This window comes from Symbiopectobacterium sp. Eva_TO (genome assembly GCF_053848865.1).
Genome location: NZ_JBSPEY010000004.1, coordinates 2,910,287 through 2,935,366, shown reverse-complemented (window position 1 = coordinate 2,935,366; position 25,080 = coordinate 2,910,287). Strand labels below are relative to the sequence as shown.

The following is a 25,080-nucleotide window of genomic DNA, read 5'->3' as shown; positions in this document are numbered from 1 at the left end:
TTCGTCAGGTTTGCTCCGTGCGTTAGCGTGCAGAACCGTGATATTCTTCGCCATTCTTTTTATGCCTGACGACGTATCATGTACTGCAAGTCCCTCTCTCGCGGCCTTGATTTCCCGCGTATTCTATCGATTGTTTCCCGCTGCGTTGCCCTTTTAGTGCTATTTTCCATTGGATTTTCTACTGTTGCACAGGCTGCGACCAGTAATGACATTTCCACGCGCAGTGAGATTCAGGGACGGCTGGACGCGCTCGGCAAGCAGAAAAGCCTGACGGAAGCCGATAAGCTGACGCAGCAGGATCTCACGCACACGCTTGAGTATCTGGATGCCATTGATCGGGTACGCCAGGAGACCGCACAGCTAAAGCAACAGGCGACGCAAGCGCCCGCCAAACTGCGTCAGGCGGCAGACGATCTGGCTACGTTAAGCAATAATGATGTTGCCACAGCATCGCTTGAGTCGCTCTCGTTGCGCCAATTGGAAACCCGTCTCAATGAATCGCTGGATAACTTACAGTCGGCGCAGGAAAACCTCTCGACTTACAACAGTCAGTTGATCTCTCTGCAAACCCAGCCGGAACGTGTACAAAGCGCATTAACCGCGCTGTCGCAGCGCAGCCAGCAGATTCGCAACCAGCTCAACGGCGTGGAAGCCAGTCAGAATGCGCTGCGCGCCAGCCAGCAAGCGCTGCTGCAAACCGAGCAGGCCTTGGTGGGGGGACAAATGGAGCAACAGTGTAAAAGCCTGGAAGTGAACACCACGCTGCAAGATTTGCTACAGAAGCAGCGCGACTATGCCTCTGCCCAGATTAATCAGTTAGAGAAAATGGTGCAGGCGTTGCAAGGGGTACTCAACGGTAAACGGCTAACGTTGTCGGAGAAAACCGCCAAAGAGGCGCAAACCTCGGAAGACACGCAGCGTATCCAGGACAACCCGTTGGTGAAAGCGGAGATGGCAACCAACCACCAACTCAGCCAGCTCCTGGTTGCGGCGACGCAGTCAAGCAATACTCTGGTGCAGGAAAGCATTCAGGTGAAGAACTGGCTCGATCGCACCCTGCAATCCGAACGTAACCTTAAAGAGCAGGTCACCGTGCTCAAGGGCAGTTTGTTGCTGTCGCGCATTTTGTGGCTTTGTTGAATAATAGGGAATCGTGCTGTTTTACTATGCCTATTTTGGTAGAAAATGCTTATCACCTCAGGCATTCCGTTTTCTCATGATGCTTAACTGCATGATTTTACGTTGCTGGAAACAATCGTTTTACTGGGCTGGTAGCATAAAATCTGTTTATTCAACAAAGCCACATCTTGTATCAGCAGCAGCTTAACCTGCCTTCTGCCTCCTCCATGAACGACATGAGCACGCAAATTGCCGATCTGCGTCTGGAGCAGTTTGAGATCAATCAGCAGCGTGATCTGCTGTTTCGTGGTGACGAATACATCAGCAAATTGATGGCGGCCAACAAAGGCGTTGCACTGGATGACGAAGTGCACGATGCGCTGGACCAGATCCTTGATACGCGGCGTGAACTGCTCGACCAGCTTAATAAGCAACTGGGCAACCAACTGATGCTTGCTATTAACCTGCAAATCAACCGTCAGCAGTTGGTCAGCGTCACGGCGTCATTGCAGCATACGCTGACGCAGCAGATTTTCTGGGTCAGCAGTAATAAACCGATGGATTGGGCCTGGCTGAAAGAGTTGCCCGGGGGATTGAAACAACAAGTGCGTCATTCCAATCTGGCTTTCCAGTGGGATGACTGGCGTCAGGGAGCGTTACGGGCGCTAATTTTTATTGTACCGATGCTGCTGGTGAGCGGGCTGATCTATTGGCGGCGGCGTCTTATCGCCGGTTATATCGAGCGCTTGTCGAATGATGTCGGGCAGCTAAAACGGGATTCGCAGCGCCACACGCCGCAAGCCTTGTTATTGGAAACCGTGATGGTGCTGCCGGGGATGCCGTGTGGGGCATGAGTCAGCAGTTTGCGCTGCTGTGGCTGGTGTTCGGTTTGCTCTATCGGGCGATGAAACCCGGCGGTATCGGTGAGCGGCACTTCAATTTTAGCGTTTCACTGGCAGCCCACTACCGCCGTCAGGCGCTGCGGTTGGGTGGAGCGCTGCTGCCGTTGATCTTCTGGTCGGTTATCGGCGAGAAAGCACCGCTCTATCTGGTGGATGACGTGATCGGGCAGATTGTGATTTTCTGCAACCTGATCCTGTTGGGCATTCTGGTGTTCCCGCTCTGTCGTGACAGTTGGCGGGAAAAAGAGACACACACTATCAGGTTGATCGTGATTACCGTGATGGCGATCCTTCCGTTGGTCTTACTGGGATTCATGGTGTGCGGCTACTTCTATACCACGCTGCGACTGCTGGGGCGTTGGGTGGAAAGTCTGTATTTGTTACTGGTGTGGAACCTGGTTTATCTGACCACTATCCGTGGTTTGAGCGTTGCGGCGCGTCGATTGGCATACCGTCGTGCAGTGGCGCGTCGTCAGAACCTGAATAAAGAAGGGGCAGAGGGCAGCGAACCTGCACCAGAACCGCCGTTGGCGCTGGATCAGATTGGTCAGCAATCGTTGCGTTTGACCACCATGGTGTTGCTGCTGATTTTCTCCGGCGTGCTCTACTGGATTTGGTCCGATTTGGTCACGGTGATGTCCTACCTGGACAGCATTATGCTGTGGCATTACAACGCGACCGTGGCGGGCAATGCCGTATTGCAGGCGGTGACGCTGGGCAATCTGATGCTGTCGATCATCGTCGCGGTGGTGGCCTATGTGTTAATGCGCAACTTGCCGGGCTTGCTGGAAGTGCTGGTATTGTCGCGTTTGCAGTTGCGTCAGGGCACCTCTTACGCCATTACCACCATGTTGAGCTACCTGATCATGGAGGTGGGCACCACCACCTCGCTCAGTTCTATCGGGGTGTCATGGGACAAGTTGCAGTGGCTGGTTACCGCGTTGTTGGTGGGGTTAGGGTCACCTCGTTATACACAAGTCCGCAACGCCTTATATGCCAAGGGTTAGCGGGCTGAAATAGGCAGCCGGTGGGGTTGTAAATGAAGTGAAACCGACGTGTACTATCGCCATTTACGGCGCTGAAAAATGACACGGGATTCAGATGGCTGGGCACACCAAGAACTGGAAGGGGTAAATCTTGGTGACACGAGGCTCAATAAGCGTGCCAAAGGGCTTTTGATACGGCTGGCTGAGAATCCGCAAGCCAGCATTCCGCATGCGTGCCTCGGATGGTCTGAGACGCTGGGTGCTTACCGCTTCATGGAGAACCAAGCATTCGAATGGCGAGACATTCTGCAACCTCACTGGCAGCGTACGCAGGAAAGGATCCGAGAACACGAGGTTGTGCTGTGTATCCAAGACACTACCGAGCTTGACTTCAACGGGCAGCAAATCCAAGGCTTGGGTCCTTTGAACTACGAAGCCAGGCGTGGTCTGTACCTGCATCCGACCTACGCGGTCAGTCCGGATCGCGTGGGGTTGGGCGTACTGGATGCGTGGATGTGGGCAAGAGAGCCGAAGGATGCAGACGGAAAACGCGATGGGCTCAAGGAGAGTACGCGCTGGTTCGAGGGATACGAGCGAGTTGCTGAACTCGCCTCGGAGTTGCCAAACACACGTCTGGTGTACTTAGCCGATCGCGAAGCGGATATCAAGGCGTTGATGCAGCTCGCTGATGACCTTGGCACTCCGGCTGACTGGTTGATCCGCTCGACTCATAATCGCAGTCTGGACTGTAATGAGAAGCTTTGGCAGAAGGTTGGAAAGACCGTGCCGGTGGGAGAAATCCAATTCGTTATGGCGGCTCGCGCGGGGCAGAAGGCGCGTACGGTGAAACAGGCGCTGCGCGTGAAGCGAGTGTCGCTGCGTTGCGGGTTGGCAGTGATCTTGACCCACAATCTCCGGACAGCTTTTGTATCTTAAGTTGTATTAGTCGCGACTTGATCTGACACTGGACCTTGAAAGGTTGAGAGTTACCGGTTTTGATATGGGTGTCGAATCCTTATACAAAACACTAGGTAACTCTCATGCTTCATACTAACAATCCCATCATCAAACACAAAGCCGGCCTGCTCAATCTCGCCGAAGAACTCGGTAACGTATCAAAAGCCTGTAAAATCATGGGGGTGTCACGCGACACGTTTTATCGCTATCAGGAACTGGCGGCAGAAGGCGGCATTGACGCTCTGGTTAACCAAAACCGCCGGGTTCCAAACCTGAAAAACCGTGCTGATGAAGCCACTGAACGTGCGGTTGTTGATTACGCCATTGAGTTCCCGGCTCATGGCCAGCACCGGACCAGTAATCAGCTGCGTAAAAAAGGCGTCTTCATTTCTGGCAGCGGTGTGCGCTCCATCTGGCAACGACACGATCTGGAAAACTTTCGTAAGCGCCTGAAGGCACTTGAGGAAAAAGTTGCCAGAGAAGGCATCGTACTTACTGATGCTCAAATCGCTGCACTGGAGAAGAAGGCGCACGACGACGAAGCCTGTGGTGAAATAGAGACTGCTCACCCGGGTTATCTGGGGTCGCAGGACACCTTCTACGTGGGTAATCTGAAAGGTGTTGGCCGTATCTACCAGCAGACGTTCGTGGATACGTACTCGAAAGTGGCGCACTGCAAGCTTTACACGAGTAAAGCACCGATCTCTGCCGCCGACCTGCTCAATGATCGCGTGCTGCCGTTCTACGAAGCTCAGGGGCTGCCAATGCTAAGAATACTGACGGACAGGGGGACGGAGTACTGCGGTAAAGTGGAACAACATGACTATCAGCTGTACTTGGCTATCAACGATATAGACCATACGAAAACGAAAGCGATGTCTCCGCAGACAAACGGTATCTGCGAGCGCTTCCATAAAACTATTTTGCAGGATTTTTATCAGGTTGCGTTCCGTAAGACGTTATACGAGGACCTAGAAAGTCTACAAAAGGATCTGGACAACTGGTTGTGGCATTACAATAATGAGCGAACTCATCAGGGTAAAATGTGCTGCGGGCGTACGCCAATGGCCACGTTACTTGATGGTAAACGAGTCTGGGCAGAAAAAAATCTGAACCAGATTTAATCTGACAGACACCTGTATAAATAACCGGTAACTGTCAGATCAGGTCTGAGCTAATACAGCTAAGTACACCAGACGTGTGTTTGGCAACTCCGAGGCGAGTTCAGCAACTCGCTCGTATCCCTCGAGCCAGCGCGTACTCTCCTTGATCCCATCGCGTTTTCCGTCTGCATCCTTCGGCTCTCTTGCCCACATCCACGCATCCAGTACGCCCAACCCCACGCGATCCGGACTGACCGCGTAGGTCGGATGCAGGTACAGACCACGCCTGACTTCGTAGTTCAAGGGACCCAAGCCTTGGATTTGCTGCCCGTTGAAGTCAAGCTCGGTAGTGTCTTGGATACACAGCACAACCTCGTGTTCTCGGATCCTTTCCTGCGTACGCTGCCAGTGAGGTTGCAGAATGTCTCGCCATTCGAATGCTTGGTTCTCCATGAAGCGGTAAGCACCCAGCGTCTCAGACCATCCGAGGCACGCATGCGGAATGCTGGCTTGCGGATTCTCAGCCAGCCGTATCAAAAGCCCTTTGGCGCGCTTATTGAGCCTCGTGTCACCAAGATTTACCCCTTCCAGTTCTTGGTGTGCCCAGCTATCTGAATCCCGTGTCATTTTTCAGCGCCGTAAATGGCGATAGTACACGTCGGTTTCACTTCATTTACAACCCCACCGGCTGCCTATTTCAGCCCGCTAACCCTTGGCATATAAGGCGTTGCGGACTTGTGTATAACGAGGTGGGTTATGCTCATATCGTTATACACATCTTTCTAACGCACTGTTTAATCAATGAGTTACGGGTTTATCTCAGAGTGGCATTTTGAACCTCAAAAAGCCAATGGGATGGCTTGAATGCCTTAATTCACGGGGTTCTGAGCATCCTGTTCAAAAAATGGCCAAAAGATGTGTATAACGATATGGGTTATGCTCGCTCATTATCCTGTAAAGCCGTTTGGCGTTCACCGGTGGAAGTCCCTCTGCACGACGTTGCTTACGCAGGATACCCCACACTCGGCGGTAACCGTAACTGGGCATGTCGCTGATGATACGGAGGATGTCCGATAATATCTCAGCATCAGCTTCGTCATTACGCCGGTTGCTGCGCCTGTCCAGCCAGTCGGCAGAACGGTTAACCCGCAGTGACAGCTGCGCACGCGACACGCTCATGGCGCGGCTGACCAGAGCTATTCCCCGTCCTTTGGCAACAAGGGCGCGTGCGCTATCCATTTTCGCGACTGGCGGTACTCCACTGCTTCTTTGAGGATCTCAACTTCCATCGTCTTCTTACCCAGAAGGCGCTGTAGCTCCCGGACCTGCTTGAGGGCAGTCGCCAGCGCCGAAGCTGGAACCACTTTTTCTCCGGCCGCAACGGCGGTGAGGCTTCCTTCCTGGTATTGCTTCTTCCACTTAAACAAAAGGCTGGGCTGGATGCCATGCAGGCGGGCTACATGGGAGACGTTCATCCCCGGCTCCATTGTCTGCTGAATGATGGCGATTTTCTCTTGCGGAGTTTTACGCTTACGGACTTCTTGCCCTAACAGGATCCCGGTCATTTCAAAATTAGCATGATTGTTAGACTGTAGTGGCACACTGATACTGGCCACCTGAGCGGAGGTGATATGCTCACCTCATCAACACGACAGGTGACCTCATGGGTAAACATTTTACGGCGGAATTTAAGCTCGAAGCCGCAAAGCTGGTTGTCGACCACGGCTACACATACGTTAAGGCCGCAGAGGCGGTTAATGTCAGCCATTCTGCCATTAGTCGCTGGGTCAATAAGCTTCGCCTTGAACGACAGGGAAAAACGCCAACGGGACTTCCTCTTACCCCTGAACAGCTCGAGCTGCGTGAGATGAAGAAAAAAGTCCAATGCCTTGAAATGGAGAACGAAATCCTAAAAAAGGCTACGGCGCTCTTAATGTCGGACTCACTCAACGGTTCACGGTAGTCGACAGGCTGAGGGCGCGATACCCGGTCACGGCGTTGTGCCAAACTTTTGAGGTACATCGCAGCAGCTACAGGCACTGGCAGGCTTCCGCTAATGAACCCGACGGTGAGCGCGTGGTTAAGTCATATCGTTATACACATCGTTCTAACGCACTGTTTAATCAATGAGTTACGGGTTTATCTCAGAGTGGCATTTTGAACCTCAAAAAGCCAATGGGATGGCTTGAATGCCTTAATTCACGGGGTTCTGAGCATCCTGTTCAAAAAATGGCCAAAAGATGTGTATAACGATATGGTGAGCGCGTGGTTAAGTGTAGCCGCGTCATGGAAGCCTGGAACGCCAGCGGCGGCTCTGCCGGCGCTCGAAGTATCGCGACCATCGTCACCGGCAGCTCCGGTGTCAAAATGGGGCGCTGGCTGGCTGGCAAGCTGATGAAGGAGCTGGGTATCGCCAGCTGCCAGCGACCGGCTCACAAATACAAACGCGGCGGCAATGAACACGTTGAAATACCGAACTATCTCAACCGCCAGTTCGCGGTTACCGCGCCGGATCAGGTCTGGTGCGGCGATGTGACCTACATCTGGACGGGCAAATGCTGGGCTTACCTTGCGGTGGTGCTAGATCTGTTCGCCCGCAAACCGGTGGGCTGGGCCATGTCGACGTCGCCGGACTCGGCGCTGACAGTTAAAGCGTTGCAGATGGCCTGGGAACTCCGGGGACAACCAACAGGAGTCATGTTCCACAGCGACCAGGGCAGCCACTATACCAGCCGTCAATACCGGCAAGCCCTGTGGCGCTGCCGGATAAAGCAGAGTATGAGTCGGCGGGGTAACTGCTGGGATAATGCGCCAATGGAGCGGTTCTTCCGCAGCCTGAAGACAGAATGGGTGCCGACAAAGGGTTACAACAGCTTCAGCGAAGCCCTGGACGCGATTATCCGCTACATCACGGGGTATTACAGCGCTATCCGGCCTCACTGGTATAACGGCGGCTTAACTCCAAACGAATCTGAGCGACTGTTCTACATACAGTCTAATGCGGTGGCCAATATTAGTTGACCACTACAAATAATCATCAAAGATTTTTGTGGCCTTTCACAAGGTGTCAAAATTTACAGCAAGTCTGATGACTACTCAGGAAAGAAACTGACTAATCCAACAATAAGTGAAGAGTACACAGGTGTGATAAAAGGTACAGTTACCCTCGAGAAACATGTTATCATCGGCTCTGGCACTGTTGTTCTTCCTAATATAACGCTTGAAGAGTGAGTATCCGTCGGAGCACAGTCTCTCGTCACCAAAGATTTAAATGAATGGGGAATGTACTTTGGCTGTCCAGCAAAAAAATTAGAGATAGAGAAAAAGAACTCCTTATACTCGAAAAAAATTTTAGCGAGTCAGGAACTTAAACAAAAAAATTAATAGCCAGTGCCATAGTTATTCCTTAACAAAAAAGCTAAAATATTTTCAGCGATAACTCTAAAATAGCCAATACCGATGCTGCAAACCCTTTACACCATCTTGCTTTACCTCATTCAACCATTAATCTGGCTCCGTCTTTGGCTAAGAGGACGCAAAGCGCCTGCCTACCGTAGCCGCTGGAGTGAACGCTATGGATTCTGTGCGGAGAAAGTCAAACCCAACGGTATCATGCTGCATTCGGTCTCTGTTGGCGAAACATTGGCAGCCATTCCCTTGGTAAGAGCGCTTCGCCACCGTTACCCTTCTTTGCCGATTACAGTAACCACCATGACGCCGACCGGTTCAGAGCGAGTACGGTCTGCCTTCGGCAATGATGTCTACCACGTTTATCTCCCCTACGATCTTCCTTGTGCCCTTAAGCGCTTCTTTGATCAGGTGAACCCAAAACTGGTGATCATCATGGAGACCGAACTGTGGCCAAACCTTATCACTGAACTTCACCGCCGTAATATTCCGTTGGTTATTGCCAACGCACGGCTTTCTGAACACTCAGCGGCAGGCTATAAAAAAATTGGCTCCCTAACTCGTAGCATTCTGCGCCGCACCACCTTGATCGCCGCTCAAAATCAAGAAGATGGTGAGCGCTTTATCGATCTCGGTTTACAGCGCTCACACTTAGCAGTCACTGGCAGTCTGAAATTCGATATTTCTGTCACACCGGAATTAGCTGCGAGAGCCGTAGCACTACGGCGTCAGTGGGCATCTCGACGCCCGGTGTGGATTGCAACCAGCACTCATGAAGGTGAAGAAGCGATTATTTTGGCCGCGCACCGTGAATTGCTGAACCGGTTTCCCAATTTGCTGTTGATTCTGGTACCTCGCCACCCTGAGCGTTTCCCGACAACTCAGGCACTTACCCAGAGCCTGGGTTTTAGTTACACCCTGCGCAGCAGTGGCGAAGTTCCGGCGACTGATACCCAAGTGGTGATTGGCGATACCATGGGCGAACTGATGATGCTGTATGGCATCGCCGACATCGCTTTTGTCGGTGGAAGCCTGGTGGAACGGGGAGGACATAATCCTTTGGAACCTGCTGCACATGCCATCCCGGTATTGATGGGTCCGCACACCTTTAACTTCAAAGATATTTGCCTTAAATTGTCAGAAGCAGGCGGTTTGATCACCGTTAAAGATGCTGACAGTATTGTCAAAGAAGTGAACAGCCTGCTGACGGATGAAGATTACCGGCTCTATTATGGGCGACACGCGGTAGAAGTACTGCACCAGAATCAGGGAGCGCTTCAGCGCTTGCTGACACTGCTGGAGCCCTATCTTCCACCACGTGCAAACTCGTCTATCTGACCCTCTGGTGTTAAGGATTCCCATGGCGACCAAAGCAATCTACCCAGGTACCTTCGATCCCTTAACCAATGGGCATCTGGATCTGCTCACCCGCGCTTCACGTCTGTTCGATCATCTCGTGTTAGCCATTGCCGCCAGTCCCAGTAAAAATACGATGTTCAGTTTGGACGAGCGTGTCGCATTAGCACGGCAGGCAACGCAACATTTGACCAATGTTGAGGTGGTGGGATTTTCCGATCTTATGGTGCATTTCGCCCAGCAGCAGCAAGCGAATGTGTTAATTCGCGGGCTGCGGGCTGTATCCGACTTTGAATATGAGCTTCAGTTGGCAAAAATGAATACTCACTTAATGCCAACCCTGGAGAGCGTGTTCCTGATGCCATCGGAAGAATGGTCATTTATCTCTTCCTCTTTGGTCAAAGAGATCGCCCGACACGGTGGCGATGTCTCACACTTTCTTCCCGATGCGATTGGCTCGGCGCTTAAGCAAAAACTGGCGCAGGGTAAGTAAGATATAACCCGGCGGATAGATAGGCCTCCTCCGCCGGAAAATCGCGATGCGATTAACGCGCCAATGTACCGCATAGATAACGGAACCACCACAGTGGACGCCACCATGTTTTTAGCGGGGGCAAGGTCGCTGGCATTATGTTGTTACGGTATTTAATTTCCCAGGTAAAGTTGAGGAAAATACGGCTCTGCCCATACTCATAACCGAACAAGCTGCACTCTTGCTTCTTGCGCTTATCAATCGGCGTATTGGCGGAAAGGTCGCGCTGTAACGTATGGTAACTCTCTTCCCGGTCCACTTCCCGTTCAAAACAGCGGATGCTCTTCGGCAAATAATGTTGGCGCGACCCTTGGTATTTTTGGTATTTAACGAAGCGGAAATCTTCTGAGCCATAATTCCCGGCAAACTCCTCGTCATAGCCAAAGAAACCCATAAAGCGCGCACGCGACATAAAGAACGTGTTCGGATGGCCATAATACCTGTCGCCAACGTTACACACTTTTCCGCGTTTTTTGACGCCGTTTTCACGGCTTTCCCGATAGATTTTATAAAAATTGCGGCCGGGGTTACGGCAATTGATCAAATAGCGGAATGAGGATTCCGGCAATTCGTGGTCAAGATCGGTGATAAAAATTTTGTCAGACTTGGCATAAGTCACCCCTAAATTGCGCGCGCCAGCCTGATTCCATGGAATATCCTCATTAATACGCAGCCAGGTGATATTCAGGTCGAAAGTGCCAATGTCGTACTTAATCGGTGAACCGTCATCAACAATAACGAACTCTACCGCAGTTCTGATATCTTCCGGCAGCTGCTCATACAGCCGCAGCAACGAAAATACGGAATCCATATTGTCCTGATTGCAGTAAAAGTGCGTAACGTAGGTTAACTTTATATGCTGCTTATCAAGCGGATGCCGTGCGGCAGAAGAGTACTCGTGGTTCACCGATAAAATCCTCAGTTTTGTAAGCTCGTTGATGCTTTTCCAGATTCGCCCTTCAAACGGCAGTCTGGCGTTATTTATCGGCTTTGTTGAATAAATCAGAACTTGTAACGACTGTGCCCCAGGTCGATTGTTACGTGATGCGAATACTGTTCGGCATTCCTAATAGAGTGATCCGGTTAAGCGCTTTGACCATCGCCATGGCTTCACCCACCTGAGCATCGTAGTCACGCAGACTTAGATGACCACCCAGAAGCGTTTTGAACCGGAACATGGCCGTTTCAGCCACTGAGCGTCGGTGATAGCCCACTTTCTTTTTCCAGGTATCGTTGCTGCCGCTCAGGCGCTGATTTGCAACAGCGTGGTTACGCTCGTGGTAGTGGTCCGGCCAATATTGCGCCCCCCTTCGCGGCGGGATAAGCGGCCTTATTTTCTTCCTCAGCAGAGCATTATGGCAGTAACCTGTATCGTAAGCGCCGTCAGCCGATGCCTCTCTGATTTTCCGGTGGGTCTGGTTTATCAGTGCCGGTAGAGCCTGGGCATCAGTCGTACCACTGAGCGACAAATCCGCACAGATAATCTCATGCGTCGCACTGTCTACTGCCAGATGCAGCTTACGCCACACCCTGCGTCTGTCGGCACCATGCTACCGGACTTTCCATTCGCCTTCGCCAAAGACCTTCAGGCCGGTTCCATCAATGACCAGATGTGAGATTTCACCACGGGTTGGCGTTTTTATGCTGATGTTCACTGTCTTTGCTCGCTTGCTGAGCAGCGAATAGTCTGGACAATGCAGCGACAATTTAATCAGTTTAAAAATCGAGTCAACAAAACCCTGTAAAGCCCTCAATGAAAGGCCAAACACGCGTTTCATCATCAGGACTGTGGTGATGGCCATATCTGAGTAGTGGAGCGGTCGTCCACGCCGTTCAGTAGTCGTATTTTCCGTCCATGCAGCAATGGCTGATCCATCTAGCCATACGGTTAGAGAACCGCGCTGCTTGAGGGCCTTGTTATAGGAGGGCCAGTTAGTGATTTTAAAATTTTGTTTTGCCATGGAGACCTGATGTTGAAACAACTATGGTGATCTGATCCGATGATTACCCAAACTTTCTATTTATTCAACAAAGCCTTATTTATCCAGCATTATTTCTGGCAGCAACGACAATAAAATGTACTACGCTGCCCATGTTTTTTCGTTAACAACGGCGTTCCGCATACGCGGCAAAGCTCCCCCGCCCGACCATAAACCTGCAATTCCTGCGCAAAATACCCCGGTTTACCATCTGACTGTAAGAAATCCCTTAACGTCGTGCCGCCTTGCTCAATCGAGCGCTGTAGCACCTGCTTTATCGACTGAACGAAACGAGCAGATTCTGATTCGCTCAGCGAGCCTGCTGCACGATCGGGATGAATACCCGCCATAAACAGGGATTCGCTGGCATAAATGTTTCCTACGCCGACCACCACCTTGTTATCCATCACCCACTGCTTAATAGCCGTGTGCTTACCGCGCGAACGCTGATAGAGATAGTCGGGAGAGAATGCCTCACTCAAAGGTTCCGGGCCAAGGTGTGCAAGTACGCTGCTTGTTTCAAGGTCCGTCGTCCACAGCCAAGCACCAAAACGTCGGGGATCGGTATAACGCAGCACATGGCCGTTGTCCATGACCATATCCACATGATCATGCTTATCAGGAGGGAGATATTCCGGCAGAATGCGCAAGCTGCCAGACATGCCCAAATGCACAATAATCCAGCCGCCGGGTAGCGCAAACAGCAGGTATTTTGCCCGACGCGCTATGCTCAAAATAGGCTGGTCACTCAACGCAAGGATCTCGCTGGACACCGGCCAACGGAAGCGGGGATTACGCACGTCAACGTGCAGTATGGTGTGTCCGACAAGATAGGGTGATATCCCGCGGCGGCTCGTTTCAACCTCTGGTAATTCCGGCATTTTCTCCTCCTGAACGCTCCCGCGGCTAACGTAGCATAAAAAAAACCCGGCCTTGGCCGGGTTTTTAATAAGTCCACTAAAATTACTTGATTTTAGCTTCTTTATAGATCACATGCTGACGGACAACCGGATCGAATTTCTTCAGTTCCAGTTTTTCCGGCTTAGTGCGCTTGTTCTTCGTCGTCGTGTAGTAATGACCAGTACCGGCAGAAGAAACCAGCTTGATCTTCTCGCGAACACCTTTAGCCATGATTCAGTTCCTTAGTACTTTTCACCACGGGTACGCAGATCGGCCAGGACCGCTTCGATACTCTTCTTATCGATAACACGCATACCTTTAGCAGATACGCGCAGCGTTACAAAGCGTTTTTCGCCTTCAACCCAGAAACGATGGGAATGCAGGTTCGGCAGAAAACGGCGTTTGGTCGCATTCAGTGCGTGGGAACGGTTATTACCGGTCACCGGACGCTTGCCAGTAACTTGGCAGACTCGGGACATGTCTATTCTCCAAAAATCAAATCAGCTAGAGCTTCGTAGAGGATGTTGGCCGCCTCGTCAGGCTTTAGAGCCCATCTCAGCAGCTTTACAAGTAAAGATACTGTCATCAGGGTAAACCTGCTGAGATAGGCTCTTAACGCCACACCCAAGATTCTCAAAGGTGGCGTAGTATACGCTCTAGCGCGGATGTGCTCAAGTCCCGAGCAGCGAAAGATCTCTAAGGATCGCTGAAAATATGCTAAATCCAGCCTCGCTCGGCAAATGATACGTACTCACCACGCCCAATTACCAGGTGATCGAGGACACGAATGTCCATCAATGCACATGCCTGAATAATATGCGTCGTTATCATGCGATCGGCGCTACTCGGCTCTGCATCCCCGGAAGGGTGATTATGCGCCAGAATGAGCGCAGCCGCATTGGCTTTTAACGCTTCACGCACAATTTCTCTCGGGTGTACCTCGACGCTGGCAATCGATCGTACCTGCAAACATCTCTTGATGTCGAATCACGCGGTGCTGATTATCAAGAAACAGCACGGTAAAAATTTCTCGCGCCTGATGTGCCAACGCCGATTGCAGGTACTGTAGGGTCAGATCGGGATTCAGCATCGCTTTTTCCTTCACCAAGCGCGTGGCGTACAGCCGCCGCGCTAGCTCCGCTACCGCCTGAAATTGCACAAATTTAACCACCCCCATCCCTTTCACGGCGCAAAATGTTTGTTGCTCGGCCGTCATGACATGGTAAAGGGAACCAAAATGACGCAGCAATTGCTCCGACAATGCCATCACGTGAACCCCCGGCAACCCAGTGCGCAGAAAGATAGCCAACAGCTCCACATCCGTAAGCGCTTCGGCCCCCGAGGTAATAAGCTTTTCACGCGGAGCCTGATCGTCAATCCACACCGTTATCCCTCCTTTCCATCGTTGCTCTATCATGGCAGGCTCACGGTAGCGGGGCGAGAACGCAAGCGAGCCCCTGCATAACTGCACGCAAGACACCTGCAACAAAGCCTCATGAGCATAGACAAACGCGAGCAAGATTCCGCTCATCTGGCAAGGTTATGATAAAATGTTTCCTCTTAGGCGTTAATCGGACAAAGATGATGACGGGATTTTCCAATCAGCCCGGGCTCTCCGGTAAAAAAATCGTGCTCGGCATCAGCGGCGGTATTGCCGCTTACAAGTGCCCAGAAATTGTCAGGCGTCTACGCGATCGCGGCGCAGAAGTCCGCGTGGTAATGACTCCTGCCGCGAAGGCATTTATTACACCGCTTACGCTTCAGGCGGTTTCAGGATACCCAGTATCAGACGATCTGCTCGATCCTGCCGCCGAAGCGTCAATGGGGCACATTGAGCTGGGAAAATGGGCTGACCTGGTTATTCTTGCGCCCGCAACGGCGGATGTGATCGCACGTTTAGCTGCTGGCATGGCTAACGACCTGCTTACCACGCTTTGTCTGGCAACGGCTGCCCCCGTCGCTATTGCACCTGCCATGAATCAGCAGATGTATCGCGCGACGCCAACACAGGATAATCTTGCCACGTTGGCACGGCGCGGTTGCCTGGTTTGGGGCCCCGACAGCGGCAGTCAGGCCTGCGGTGATGTGGGTCCTGGTAGAATGATTGATCCGTCGGCGATCGTTGAGCTTGCCGAAGGCTATTTTACGCGCGTCAACGATCTGCAACATCTCAACATTATGATCACCGCGGGACCCACGCGTGAGGCGCTTGATCCTGTACGTTTCATCACCAATCACAGTTCGGGCAAGATGGGATTTGCCATCGCGCAAGCTGCGGCGGAGCGTGGCGCTCACGTGACGCTGGTCGCCGGGCCCGTGTCATTACCAACACCCGCAGGCGTTCGGCGCATTGACGTGACCAGCGCGTTGGACATGCAGCAGGCGGTGATGTCTCATGCGGCACAACAGCAGATTGTCATCGGCTGTGCCGCCGTGGCTGATTACCGGGCTAAACAGATAGCCAGCGACAAGATAAAAAAACAGGGCGATGAAATCAGTATCACACTGGTTAAAAACCCAGATATTATTGCAGGGGTTGCAGCCATGTCAGCGTCTCGCCCATTCGTCGTTGGATTTGCTGCCGAAACCCAGAATGTGGGAGAATACGCGCGTCAAAAATTGACGCGTAAAAATCTGGATCTGATTTGCGCAAATGATGTTTCCCTTTCAGGGCAGGGATTAAACAGTGACACCAACGAGTTGCAGCTGTTTTGGCCGGAGGGTGACACCCGTTTACCTCTGTGCGAAAAGCGCCTCCTTGGCCAACATTTAATCGATGAGATTGTCCGCCGCTATGATGAAAAAAATCGACGTAAAAATTCTTGATGCACGCATTGGTCAACAGTTTCCGTTACCGACCTATGCCACCGCAGGCTCGGCCGGCCTTGACCTTCGAGCTTGTACTGATGAAGGGATCGCGCTAGCCGCAGGGGAGACGATACTGGTGCCAACGGGTATCGCTATCCATATCGCCGATCCCAGCCTGGCTGCTGTTATTCTCCCCCGCTCAGGGTTGGGGCATAAGCACGGTGTGGTATTAGGTAATTTGGTTGGGCTTATCGACTCTGATTATCAGGGACAACTGATGGTTTCCGTTTGGAATCGTAGCCAGCAAGCCTTCACTATCGAGCCCGGTGAACGCCTCGCACAGATGGTGTTTGTTCCCGTAGTTCAGGCTGAATTCAACATTGTCGATGATTTTGTAGGAACAGAGCGGGGAGAAGGCGGTTTCGGCCATTCTGGCCGTCGTTGATCCGAAAATAGGTATACCCTGAGTTACGCCTTGGACACGCGGTCAATCGCGTGTCTTTGTTGTGTTTATCCAGGTCATTACCAATTCTAAATGGTTGTCAGCTTCTTTTTGATCAAGGGTCTTTTCTGACATGGCAGAGAAAGAGAATACGAAAAGGAATCGTCGCGAGGAAATCTTGCAAGCGTTGGCGCAAATGCTGGAATCCAGCGATGGCAGCCAACGCATCACTACCGCAAAGCTTGCCGCAATGGTCGGGGTTTCCGAAGCCGCACTCTATAGGCACTTTCCCAGCAAAACACGGATGTTTGACAGCCTTATCGAGTTTATTGAGGATTCGCTGACAACACGTATCAATCTGATTCTGCAAGATGAGAAAGATACGTTCCAACGTGTGCGGTTGATTTTGTTGCTCATGTTGGGTTTTGCTGAACGCAACCCCGGCCTGACGCGCATCCTGACCGGCCATGCGCTGATGTTCGAACAGGATCGTCTGCAAGGACGCATCAACCAGCTGTTTGAACGCATTGAATCGCAGCTTAAGCAGGTGTTGCGCGAGCACAAACTGCGAGAGGGGAAAGCCCTTACCCATGACGAATCACTGCTTGCCAGCCAACTACTCGCCTTCTGCGAAGGGATGCTGTCACGCTATGTTCGCTCAGAATTTCGCTTTCGGCCTACACAGGATTTTGAGACACGTTGGCCACTGCTTGCCGCCCAACTCTATTAACATCGCCCCGCTTTTGCCTAAGAGCCTCTGCACCAAGGCCTGTTCACACAGCAACAGGCTGGCCAGAAATCTCTCAGGCAACATAAGCGCCTATGCACAGGTGACTACGCAGTAATACCATACCGATCGCGATAGGCCTTCACCGCATCCAGATGCACGGCCATCTCTGGTTTTTCTGCCAAAAAGCTGATCAGATCTTGCAGCGCGATGATAAAAATCACCTGACACTGATAATCGCGTTCCACTTCCTGAATGGCAGAAATGGCTCCTGTACCGCGTTCCTGGCGATCCAGTGCAATCAACACCCCGGCGAGCGTCGCGCCATTTGCTGCGATAATGCCCATGGATTCACGAATGGCAGTACCTGCGGTAATCACGTCATCAACCAGCATGATACGGCCTTGCAGCGCGCTGCCGACCAGATTGCCTCCTTCCCCGTGATCTTTGGCTTCTTTACGGTTAAAGCAGTAAGGCACATCGGTTTCGTGGTGTTCAGCCAGCGCCACCGCTGTGGTCGTGGCGATCGGAATCCCTTTGTAAGCGGGCCCGAACAGCACATCAAAGGTAATACTGGCATCCACCAACGCTTCAGCATAAAAACGGCCCAAAAGTGCCAGGTCGCGCCCGGTATTGAACAGCCCGGCATTGAAGAAATAGGGGCTGACACGCCCGGATTTCAATGTGAATTCGCCGAATTTTAATACCTGCTTGCTAAGTGCGAATTCAATAAATTGGCGCTGATAGGCTTTCATTACGGCATCTCCTCGTATCACAGTGAGTATGGTTATGGTTGGAATACCAGCCATAAAAAAAGCGACGCCGAGGTCGCTTTGCAAAAATGGATAACGCCGCTGCCAGGCAACGGCTGATGAAATGACAGGCGGTTTATGCCAGTCATGCTTACTTGAAGTCCGCGACTGGCGCTTGCGTCAACGCCGCTTTCTGCGCCTCGACGATAGTATCAATGCCACCACGCGCCAGAGCGAGCAGCGCCAACAACTCTTCGTGACTGAACGGCTCGCCTTCGGCGGTACCTTGCACCTCAATCATGCGGCTATCTTCGGTCATGACCACGTTCATGTCCGTTTCCGCCGCAGAGTCTTCCACGTACTCAAGATCGCACACGGCTTCACCGGCAACGATCCCCACGGAAACCGCCGCTACCATGCCCTTGAGCGGGCTGGCTTTGAGCTGGCCTTTTGCCACCATGCGGTTGAACGCATCCGCCAGTGCCACACAAGCGCCGGTAATAGAAGCAGTGCGCGTGCCACCATCAGCCTGCAACACATCGCAATCCAGCGTAATGGTGTATTCACCGAGCTTTTCCAGATCAACGGCAGCGCGCAGAGAACGCGCGATAAGGCGCTGGATTTCCAGCGTTCTTCCGCCCTGTTTTCCCTTGGCGGCTTCACGCGCATTGCGGCTATGGGTCGCACGCGGCAGCATGCCGTATTCAGCGGTCACCCAGCCTTTCCCCTGCCCTTTCAGGAAGCGCGGCACGCCTTCTTCTACCGTCGCGTTACACAGCACTTTCGTGTCGCCAAACGCCACTAACACGGAACCTTCCGCATGCTTGGTATAGCCACGCGTTAGCGTGATGGGACGCACCTGTTGTGCACTTCGGCCTGACGGACGCATGAGATTCTCCGGGTTATGCTCTGTTGATTGGCGCGCATTATACGGCCTTCGGACAACAATTCCTACTTTAGCTCATATCGTTATACACATCTTTTGGCCATTTTTTGAACAGGATGCTCAGAACCCCGTGAATTAAGGCATTCAAGCCATCCCATTGGCTTTTTGAGGTTCAAAATGCCACTCTGAGATAAACCCGTAACTCATTGATTAAACAGTGCGTTAGAAAGATGTGTATAACGATATGACTTTAGCTGCCGCGCGTTTCGCGATATCGGCAGGGGAGTGTTGGTGTCTGCATCAGGGTATAGTCTGAGGTTATACCCTCCCGACAAACAAGTATTCGTCAGTCATTCCCCTGCATGAAATAGTTTTGATTATTCATTCACCACAGGGATACACGAGATGCGCCAGATGCAAGTTGAGACCGTCAAACTCTCTCTGGCACGCGCGTGCAAGCGTGCGCAGGAACTGCGCAATGCCGTAAGCGTAGTCAGGATTACCTTTGAAGAACAGGGATTTATCGGTTTAGGCGAATGTACGCCTGCGTTTGAATATCAAGAGTCTGCCGCCAGTGTTTGCCGCTAACTTGACGCCGTACGTGGTGCGGTAACGCGCGGTGCGTCAAGGGATGAAATCCAAACGCTGCTCCCTCCTGGTGCAGCACGTAACGCACTCGATTGCGCACTGTGGCGCTAAAATGCCGCCTTGCATAAACAAACCGTATGGCAGCAGGTGGGAATACAACCGCCCGCCTCTTTGATCACCACGGAAACGCTGAGCATTGCGTCATTGGAAAACACGGTGGCGGCGACCTGCGATGCGATATCACGCGGCGCGCAGGTGATAAAGCTCAAGCTGGATCGCAGCGACATCGTTGAGAAAATCGCCGCAGTGCGCCACGCCGCGCCACGAGCCACTCTGATGGTCGATGCCACGGAAAGCTGGGCTGGGCTCAATTTACTCAGCCTGTGTCACGCACTGCTTCCCTATAACATCGCGCTGATTGAGCAACCGTTACCGGCAGGCAAGGATCAGGAGTTACTGCGTTTTTCGCACCCTATTCCACTTTGCGCCGATGAAAGCTGCCGCCACGCTGGCGATATTCCAGGTATCCGCCGCCGTTACGAGATGATCAACATCAAGTTGGATAAATGTGGCGGATTGACAGAGGCACTGGCAATGGTGCGTGAGGCGCGACTGCACGGGCTAAAACTGATGGTCGGTTGCCTGGTTGGCTCTTCACCGGCGATGGAAGTCGCACTACCGGTCGCCGCCGCCGACTATGTCGATCTGGATGGCCCACTCTGGCTAGCCGCTGACAGTTCACCCTATCTGACTTATCACCACGGACGTATCTGGCTATGACACAGCAAGAGTCCACACTGTTAACCGGAGTCCACATGACGCAACTCGCACAGGCCACCCCGCCCCCGGCGTCGGCCCCCCCCCACAAACCGCCATGCCGGTGCTGGAGATCGATGACCTGAGCGTCAGCTTCAGCGGTAGGTCGGGTAAACATATCGCCCTGAAAAGCGTCTCGTTTTCCGTCAACAAGGGGGAAATCGTCGCCATTGTGGGTGAAAGCGGCTCAGGAAAATCCGTTACGTCGTTAACCGCGATGGGTCTGTTGGCCAACTCGGCGGCCATTGAGCGCGGCAGCATCCATTTCCATTCCCGCCACGGACAACGCCACGATCTGCTGAATATGAAAGAGGACGATCGCCGTCAACTGCGCGGGCGCGATATGGCGATGATCTTTCAGGAACCGATGACCTCACTCAATCCGGTGTTGAAGGTGGGCGATCAGTTAACGGAAGCGCTGCGCGATCACCTGCTTTGCGATGCCGCCACGGCGGATAAAAAAGCGCGCGAGCTACTGCGTAAAGTGCGCATCGCCGATGTGGATCGCGTGATGAAAAGCTACCCAGCCTCGCTCTCCGGTGGTATGCGCCAACGTGTCATGATTGCGCAGGCGCTGGTATGTGAACCACAGTTGCTGATTGCTGATGAACCCACCAAAGCGCTGGATGTCACCGTGCAAGCGCGCATTCTGCACATCCTGCGCGATCTCCAGCAGCAAAGTGATACTGCCGTTCTGTTTATTACCCACGACATGGGCGTAGTGGCTGAAATCGCCGATCGCGTTGTGGTGATGTACCGGGGTGAAGTGGTGGAACAAGGTACGGTCGAGCAAATTTTCGCACATCCGGAACACCCATACACTCAAGCCTTGTTAGCCGCAGTGCCAAAGCTGGGCGATATGCGCGACAGCGCCTGGCCGCGTCGTTTTCCGCTGCTGGGACAACAACAGTCCAGCGATAGCGAACAGAAAACCGCGCGCTATGACGCCGATCCGCTGCTGGATATCCGTGGATTGCGCGTCTACTACCCGATCCGCAGCGGCATTTTCTCCGCTGTCACGCACCGTGTACACGCGGTCGAGCAAATTGATTTTTGCGTGTGGCCTGGTGAAACCCTGGCGATTGTCGGGGAGAGTGGTTGCGGAAAATCCACCACCGGGCGCGCACTGCTGCGCCTGATTCAAAGCGAATCAGTGATCTTGACCCACCATCTCCGGACAGCTTTTGTATCTTAAGTTAACGATGCCCGCTGGCGCCGATATTCTCTTGGGGAGTTGTATCCCAGCGCACTGTGCGGATGGTTTTCATTGTAATGATTGAACGCCGCTGCAAGGTTCTTCAGCGCTGTTCGCACATCGGGTTTTGGCATGAAGGCGATGTAATCTTCCTTCATCGTCTTCACGAATCGTTCTGCCATGCCGTTACTCTGTGGACTGCTCACTGCTGTTGTGCAGGGCTCCAGATTCAGTTCTCTGGCGAACTTCCGCGTTTCATGCGCTGTGTACGCTGAACCATTATCCGTCAGCCATTGCACTGGTTTATCCGGCAGCGCGCTACCGAAGCGTTTTTCCACCGACCTCATATAGAGAAGTAATTTATTTGATACTTTTGGGAATAGCCGGGAATTGGCGGGAACTCATGGAATTTCTTGAGGTTAGAAGCAATTTTCTGATTTGATACCAATGCTTAAAAAATAAACAATTTCTCGCCTAGAAGTAAAATATTTGATACCACTACAAACAAGCTTTAATGTCCTTTAAATCGTATTTATTAAAACAGCTTTACTGGGCCAAGGCCATATCGTTATACACATCTTTTGGCCATTTTTTGAACAGGATGCTCAGAACCCCGTGAATTAAGGCATTCAAGCCATCCCATTGGCTTTTTGAGGTTCAAAATGCCACTCTGAGATAAACCCGTAACTCATTGATTAAACAGTGCGTTAGAACGATGTGTATAACGATATGACTTAACCACGCGCTCACCGTCGGGTTCATTAGCGGAAGCCTGCCAGTGCCTGTAGCTGCTGCGATGTACCTCAAAAGTTTGGCACAACGCCGTGACCGGGTATCGCGCCCTCAGCCTGTCGACTACCGTGAACCGTTGAGTGAGTCCGACATTAAGAGCGCCGTAGCCTTTTTTAGGATTTCGTTCTCCATTTCAAGGCATTGGACTTTTTTCTTCATCTCACGCAGCTCGAGCTGTTCAGGGGTAAGAGGAAGTCCCGTTGGCGTTTTTCCCTGTCGTTCAAGGCGAAGCTTATTGACCCAGCGACTAATGGCAGAATGGCTGACATTAACCGCCTCTGCGGCCTTAACGTATGTGTAGCCGTGGTCGACAACCAGCTTTGCGGCTTCGAGCTTAAATTCCGCCGTAAAATGTTTACCCATGAGGTCACCTGTCGTGTTGATGAGGTGAGCATATCACCTCCGCTCAGGTGGCCAGTATCAGTGTGCCACTACACTACTTCTGAAATGGTTTCTCCGGTACTGATTTCAATTTTGGATAAAATCTCTCTAAATTGTTCTTCTGACATAGATTCCATGCGTAAAGCTGCACGTTTCCTATCTTCTCTTAGATCCAAAAGAACCTGATTATCATGATCAAGTAAACCTAATAGATACATTGATCCTCTACGGCCAAGTAATTTAACCAGTTGAGAACGTTCCCCAGGTTCCAAGGTCGCTAAAATCGCCACAATAGCTTGCATATCATGCTCAAACTCTGACGATAAAGCCTGCTGTGTCTGCTGTGTCTGAAGATTTCTTTCTGGTTTCTTATCTGAATGGCCAGTAAGCCAATCAAAGTCTACGTTTTCTTTTTGGGCTATTTTTTTAACGCTAGCAATCCTCGGATTAGAGCCTCGGTAAAAATAGTTACTGAGCGTTGATTTTGGTATGTCCCAGTCATCAGCCGCTTGCTGTAGCGCTCTACCTGCCACAAGCTCACGAAGCCTGCTTAAGAAAGTTTCTTTTTGCCCTACCAGAAAAGAAACCCTGTGGTTTTTATCATTTTTTGTTTCCATTCATGACAACCTTTTGATTTTTAATTAAATTATCCATTAAGTTTCTTTTTTACAAAAGAAACTTAATGGACTTGACATATTTTCTTTTTTTGTTCTCATAATGATCTCTAAAGATAAACTCATAGCATCATCTATACAGATAATCTTTTAGGGTAATCTAATTATGCTTAGAAATGAAGTTTTAAACCGTGATTGGCACCGCCAACATATTGTGGCTGCGGTGCATGTAAAAGGATTCACACTGCGTCAATTATCGATCCGAGCAGGTCTGAAACCTGATTCACTGAAAAATGTGCTTGATCGCCCTTGTAAAAAATACGAACGCATTATTGCTCAAGCGATCGGTGTTGCTCCTGAAGAAATTTGGCCAAGTCGGTATCCTCATTCCCGTGAGGTCGCTTGATCATGTTTCTATCAGCAACTGAACTAGGCTGTGTCCCTTAATTGCATAACTTCTTGTAAAAGAGGCGGATGCAGCCCAGTTTAACCCACCTCGTTATACACATCTCTGTTCGTGCCTGAGCGCGCGTAGCGTTTCGGCGGCCGTCATGACTTTCTGCAAGCCTTTCCAGATAGTTTTTGCGCCTGGTTCACCGTCGCCTTTTCGAGCAAGAAAGCCTCCCAGTTGCGCAACTAAGCGCAATACTTCGTTTAGCTTAGGGCGGCCCTTGGGCATACGCTTGTTCATCAGTAGGTAAGCGCCATGAGTCTCGTCGGAATCAAAGAACAACATTGCGTCCAGCTCTGGACAGGTTCGTCCCATACGCATTAAATAGGCGATGCGCCATGCCACGATCATGAACAGCGCCAATGCCCGCTCAATGCGATCCACGGTCGATAACTGTAACGCTTCGACACAGCAGCCGTTCTTCAGCACATTGAAGAACATCTCGATTTCCCATCTAGCCCGATACCAGTCGATCAGCTCCACGATATCTTCTCGTCCTTCAGGTACGCGATTGCTCAGCAACCGCCACTCGACCGGCTTCACGCCTGCTGGCGGCTCAATTTCCTTGGCTATCACACAAGTCACTGCCAACCCGCAACGCAGCGACACTCGCTTCACGCGCAGCGCCTGTTTCACCGTACGCGCCTTCTGCCCCGCGCGAGCCGCCATAACGAATTGGATTTCTCCCACCGGCACGGTCTTTCCAACCTTCTGCCAAAGCTTCTCATTACAGTCCAGACTGCGATTATGAGTCGAGCGGATCAACCAGCCAGCCTGAGTGCCAAGGTCATCAGCGAGCTGCATCAACGCCTTGATATCCGCTTCGCGATCGGCTAAGTACACCAGACGTGTGTTTGGCAACTCCGAGGCGAGTTCAGCAACTCGCTCGTATCCCTCGAGCCAGCGCGTACTCTCCTTGAGCCCATCGCGTTTTCCGTCTGCATCCTTCGGCTCTCTTGCCCACATCCACGCATCCAGTACGCCCAACCCCACGCGATCCGGACTGACCGCGTAGGTCGGATGCAGGTACAGACCACGCCTGGCTTCGTAGTTCAAAGGACCCAAGCCTTGGATTTGCTGCCCGTTGAAGTCAAGCTCGGTAGTGTCTTGGATACACAGCACAACCTCGTGTTCTCGGATCCTTTCCTGCGTACGCTGCCAGTGAGGTTGCAGAATGTCTCGCCATTCGAATGCTTGGTTCTCCATGAAGCGGTAAGCACCCAGCGTCTCAGACCATCCGAGGCACGCATGCGGAATGCTGGCTTGCGGATTCTCAGCCAGCCGTATCAAAAGCCCTTTGGCACGCTTATTGAGCCTCGTGTCACCAAGATTTACCCCTTCCAGTTCTTGGTGTGCCCAGCCATCTGAATCCCGTGTCATTTTTCA

17 protein-coding genes and 10 pseudogenes are annotated in these 25,080 nt (G+C 51.9%); 13 read left to right on the top strand and 14 right to left on the bottom strand.

All coding sequences use genetic code 11. From position 1 onward, the window contains the following. Nucleotides 1-78: 78 nt before the first annotated feature. From ACWWJF_RS17565 to ACWWJF_RS17555, 3 genes and pseudogenes are all read left to right on the top strand, one after another. Nucleotides 79-2,980, top strand: a pseudogene (locus ACWWJF_RS17565) (mechanosensitive channel MscK); the annotation flags it as partial. A 126-nt stretch (nucleotides 2,981-3,106) separates the two neighbouring features. Further along, nucleotides 3,107-3,901 (top strand): annotated as a pseudogene (locus tag ACWWJF_RS17560) (IS4 family transposase); the annotation flags it as partial. Nucleotides 3,902-4,047: 146 nt separating this feature from the next. After that, nucleotides 4,048-5,088, top strand: coding sequence for an IS481 family transposase (locus ACWWJF_RS17555; protein WP_455868673.1), 1,041 nt, complete (start codon nucleotides 4,048-4,050; stop codon nucleotides 5,086-5,088). Between the two features lie 57 nt (nucleotides 5,089-5,145). Here ACWWJF_RS17555 and ACWWJF_RS17550 read toward each other — a convergent pair. Together ACWWJF_RS17550 and ACWWJF_RS17545 are read right to left on the bottom strand one after the other, a co-directional pair. Then, a pseudogene (locus tag ACWWJF_RS17550) lies at nucleotides 5,146-5,694 on the bottom strand (IS4/Tn5 family transposase DNA-binding protein); the annotation flags it as partial. Nucleotides 5,695-6,003: 309 nt separating this feature from the next. Continuing rightward, nucleotides 6,004-6,632 (bottom strand): annotated as a pseudogene (locus ACWWJF_RS17545) (transposase); the annotation flags it as partial. Nucleotides 6,633-6,730: 98 nt separating this feature from the next. Here ACWWJF_RS17545 and ACWWJF_RS17540 point away from each other — a divergent pair. The 4 genes and pseudogenes from ACWWJF_RS17540 to coaD all read left to right on the top strand — a co-directional run bounded on the left by ACWWJF_RS17540 (nucleotide 6,731) and on the right by coaD (nucleotide 10,324). Beyond that, nucleotides 6,731-7,030 (top strand): transposase, encoded by a 300-nt coding sequence (locus tag ACWWJF_RS17540; protein WP_455869719.1) that lies wholly within the window; start codon nucleotides 6,731-6,733, stop codon nucleotides 7,028-7,030. A gap of 296 nt (nucleotides 7,031-7,326) precedes the next feature. Continuing rightward, nucleotides 7,327-8,088, top strand: a pseudogene (locus ACWWJF_RS17535) (IS3 family transposase); the annotation flags it as partial. Between the two features lie 438 nt (nucleotides 8,089-8,526). After that, nucleotides 8,527-9,813, top strand: coding sequence for a lipid IV(A) 3-deoxy-D-manno-octulosonic acid transferase (gene waaA / locus ACWWJF_RS17530; protein WP_455870153.1), 1,287 nt, complete (start codon nucleotides 8,527-8,529; stop codon nucleotides 9,811-9,813). 22 nt (nucleotides 9,814-9,835) lie between these two features. Further along, nucleotides 9,836-10,324 carry a pantetheine-phosphate adenylyltransferase gene (gene coaD, locus ACWWJF_RS17525; RefSeq protein WP_455870152.1) on the top strand — a complete coding sequence of 163 codons (489 nt, stop codon included), beginning with the start codon at nucleotides 9,836-9,838 and terminating at the stop codon, nucleotides 10,322-10,324. Nucleotides 10,325-10,376: 52 nt separating this feature from the next. Here coaD and ACWWJF_RS17520 read toward each other — a convergent pair whose 3' ends face one another. From ACWWJF_RS17520 to radC, 6 genes and pseudogenes are all read right to left on the bottom strand, one after another. After that, nucleotides 10,377-11,174 carry a glycosyltransferase gene (locus ACWWJF_RS17520; protein ID WP_455871150.1) on the bottom strand — a complete coding sequence of 266 codons (798 nt, stop codon included), beginning with the start codon at nucleotides 11,172-11,174 and terminating at the stop codon, nucleotides 10,377-10,379. A 226-nt stretch (nucleotides 11,175-11,400) separates the two neighbouring features. Further along, a pseudogene (locus ACWWJF_RS17515) lies at nucleotides 11,401-12,324 on the bottom strand (IS5 family transposase). Between the two features lie 89 nt (nucleotides 12,325-12,413). Further along, nucleotides 12,414-13,223 carry a bifunctional DNA-formamidopyrimidine glycosylase/DNA-(apurinic or apyrimidinic site) lyase gene (gene mutM / locus ACWWJF_RS17510; protein WP_455870151.1) on the bottom strand — a complete coding sequence of 270 codons (810 nt, stop codon included), beginning with the start codon at nucleotides 13,221-13,223 and terminating at the stop codon, nucleotides 12,414-12,416. Nucleotides 13,224-13,305: 82 nt separating this feature from the next. Beyond that, on the bottom strand, nucleotides 13,306-13,473 hold the full coding sequence (gene rpmG / locus ACWWJF_RS17505) for a 50S ribosomal protein L33 (RefSeq protein WP_026738454.1): 168 nt from the start codon (nucleotides 13,471-13,473) through the stop codon (nucleotides 13,306-13,308). Nucleotides 13,474-13,484: 11 nt separating this feature from the next. After that, nucleotides 13,485-13,721 (bottom strand): 50S ribosomal protein L28, encoded by a 237-nt coding sequence (rpmB, locus tag ACWWJF_RS17500; RefSeq protein WP_455870150.1) that lies wholly within the window; start codon nucleotides 13,719-13,721, stop codon nucleotides 13,485-13,487. Between the two features lie 238 nt (nucleotides 13,722-13,959). Then, a pseudogene (radC, locus tag ACWWJF_RS17495) lies at nucleotides 13,960-14,659 on the bottom strand (RadC family protein). Nucleotides 14,660-14,823: 164 nt separating this feature from the next. On the opposite strand from radC, the gene coaBC reads away from it, so the two are divergent. From coaBC to slmA, 3 genes are all read left to right on the top strand, one after another. Then, nucleotides 14,824-16,068, top strand: a complete 1,245-nt coding sequence (gene coaBC, locus ACWWJF_RS17490) for a bifunctional phosphopantothenoylcysteine decarboxylase/phosphopantothenate--cysteine ligase CoaBC (protein WP_455870149.1) — start codon at nucleotides 14,824-14,826, stop codon at nucleotides 16,066-16,068. Continuing rightward, on the top strand, nucleotides 16,037-16,495 hold the full coding sequence (gene dut / locus ACWWJF_RS17485) for a dUTP diphosphatase (RefSeq protein WP_455870148.1): 459 nt from the start codon (nucleotides 16,037-16,039) through the stop codon (nucleotides 16,493-16,495). The genes coaBC and dut overlap by 32 nt, the downstream gene beginning before the upstream one ends. Before the next feature lie 130 nt (nucleotides 16,496-16,625). Then, on the top strand, nucleotides 16,626-17,222 hold the full coding sequence (slmA, locus tag ACWWJF_RS17480) for a nucleoid occlusion factor SlmA (RefSeq protein ID WP_438814994.1): 597 nt from the start codon (nucleotides 16,626-16,628) through the stop codon (nucleotides 17,220-17,222). 104 nt (nucleotides 17,223-17,326) lie between these two features. On the opposite strand, the gene pyrE is transcribed toward slmA, so the two are convergent. Both pyrE and rph read right to left on the bottom strand, forming a co-directional pair. After that, nucleotides 17,327-17,974, bottom strand: a complete 648-nt coding sequence (gene pyrE / locus ACWWJF_RS17475; protein WP_455870147.1) for an orotate phosphoribosyltransferase — start codon at nucleotides 17,972-17,974, stop codon at nucleotides 17,327-17,329. Between the two features lie 148 nt (nucleotides 17,975-18,122). Beyond that, nucleotides 18,123-18,860 carry a ribonuclease PH gene (gene rph / locus ACWWJF_RS17470; protein WP_455870146.1) on the bottom strand — a complete coding sequence of 246 codons (738 nt, stop codon included), beginning with the start codon at nucleotides 18,858-18,860 and terminating at the stop codon, nucleotides 18,123-18,125. A 402-nt stretch (nucleotides 18,861-19,262) separates the two neighbouring features. On the opposite strand from rph, the pseudogene ACWWJF_RS17465 reads away from it, so the two are divergent. Beyond that, nucleotides 19,263-20,225 (top strand): annotated as a pseudogene (locus ACWWJF_RS17465) (dipeptide epimerase). A 94-nt stretch (nucleotides 20,226-20,319) separates the two neighbouring features. Then, nucleotides 20,320-21,414: pseudogene (locus tag ACWWJF_RS17460) on the top strand (ATP-binding cassette domain-containing protein); the annotation flags it as partial. A gap of 38 nt (nucleotides 21,415-21,452) precedes the next feature. On the opposite strand, the pseudogene ACWWJF_RS17455 reads toward ACWWJF_RS17460, so the two are convergent. The 3 genes and pseudogenes from ACWWJF_RS17455 to ACWWJF_RS17445 all read right to left on the bottom strand — a co-directional run. Continuing rightward, nucleotides 21,453-21,803 (bottom strand): annotated as a pseudogene (locus ACWWJF_RS17455) (integrase core domain-containing protein); the annotation flags it as partial. Between the two features lie 508 nt (nucleotides 21,804-22,311). Further along, nucleotides 22,312-22,611: a transposase gene (locus ACWWJF_RS17450; RefSeq protein WP_455869719.1), complete on the bottom strand. Its 300-nt coding sequence runs from the start codon at nucleotides 22,609-22,611 to the stop codon at nucleotides 22,312-22,314. Nucleotides 22,612-22,679: 68 nt separating this feature from the next. Beyond that, nucleotides 22,680-23,246 (bottom strand): helix-turn-helix domain-containing protein, encoded by a 567-nt coding sequence (locus ACWWJF_RS17445; protein WP_455870145.1) that lies wholly within the window; start codon nucleotides 23,244-23,246, stop codon nucleotides 22,680-22,682. Nucleotides 23,247-23,409: 163 nt separating this feature from the next. Between ACWWJF_RS17445 and ACWWJF_RS17440 the strand changes: the two genes are divergently transcribed. After that, complete coding sequence (locus ACWWJF_RS17440) at nucleotides 23,410-23,649, top strand: helix-turn-helix domain-containing protein (protein WP_455870144.1); 240 nt, start codon at nucleotides 23,410-23,412, stop codon at nucleotides 23,647-23,649. A 93-nt stretch (nucleotides 23,650-23,742) separates the two neighbouring features. On the opposite strand, the gene ACWWJF_RS17435 is transcribed toward ACWWJF_RS17440, so the two are convergent. Then, the gene (locus ACWWJF_RS17435) at nucleotides 23,743-25,074 is read right to left on the bottom strand and encodes an IS4 family transposase (protein WP_455870143.1); all 1,332 of its coding nucleotides are present in this window, start codon (nucleotides 25,072-25,074) and stop codon (nucleotides 23,743-23,745) included. Between the last annotated feature and the right edge of the window lie 6 nt (nucleotides 25,075-25,080).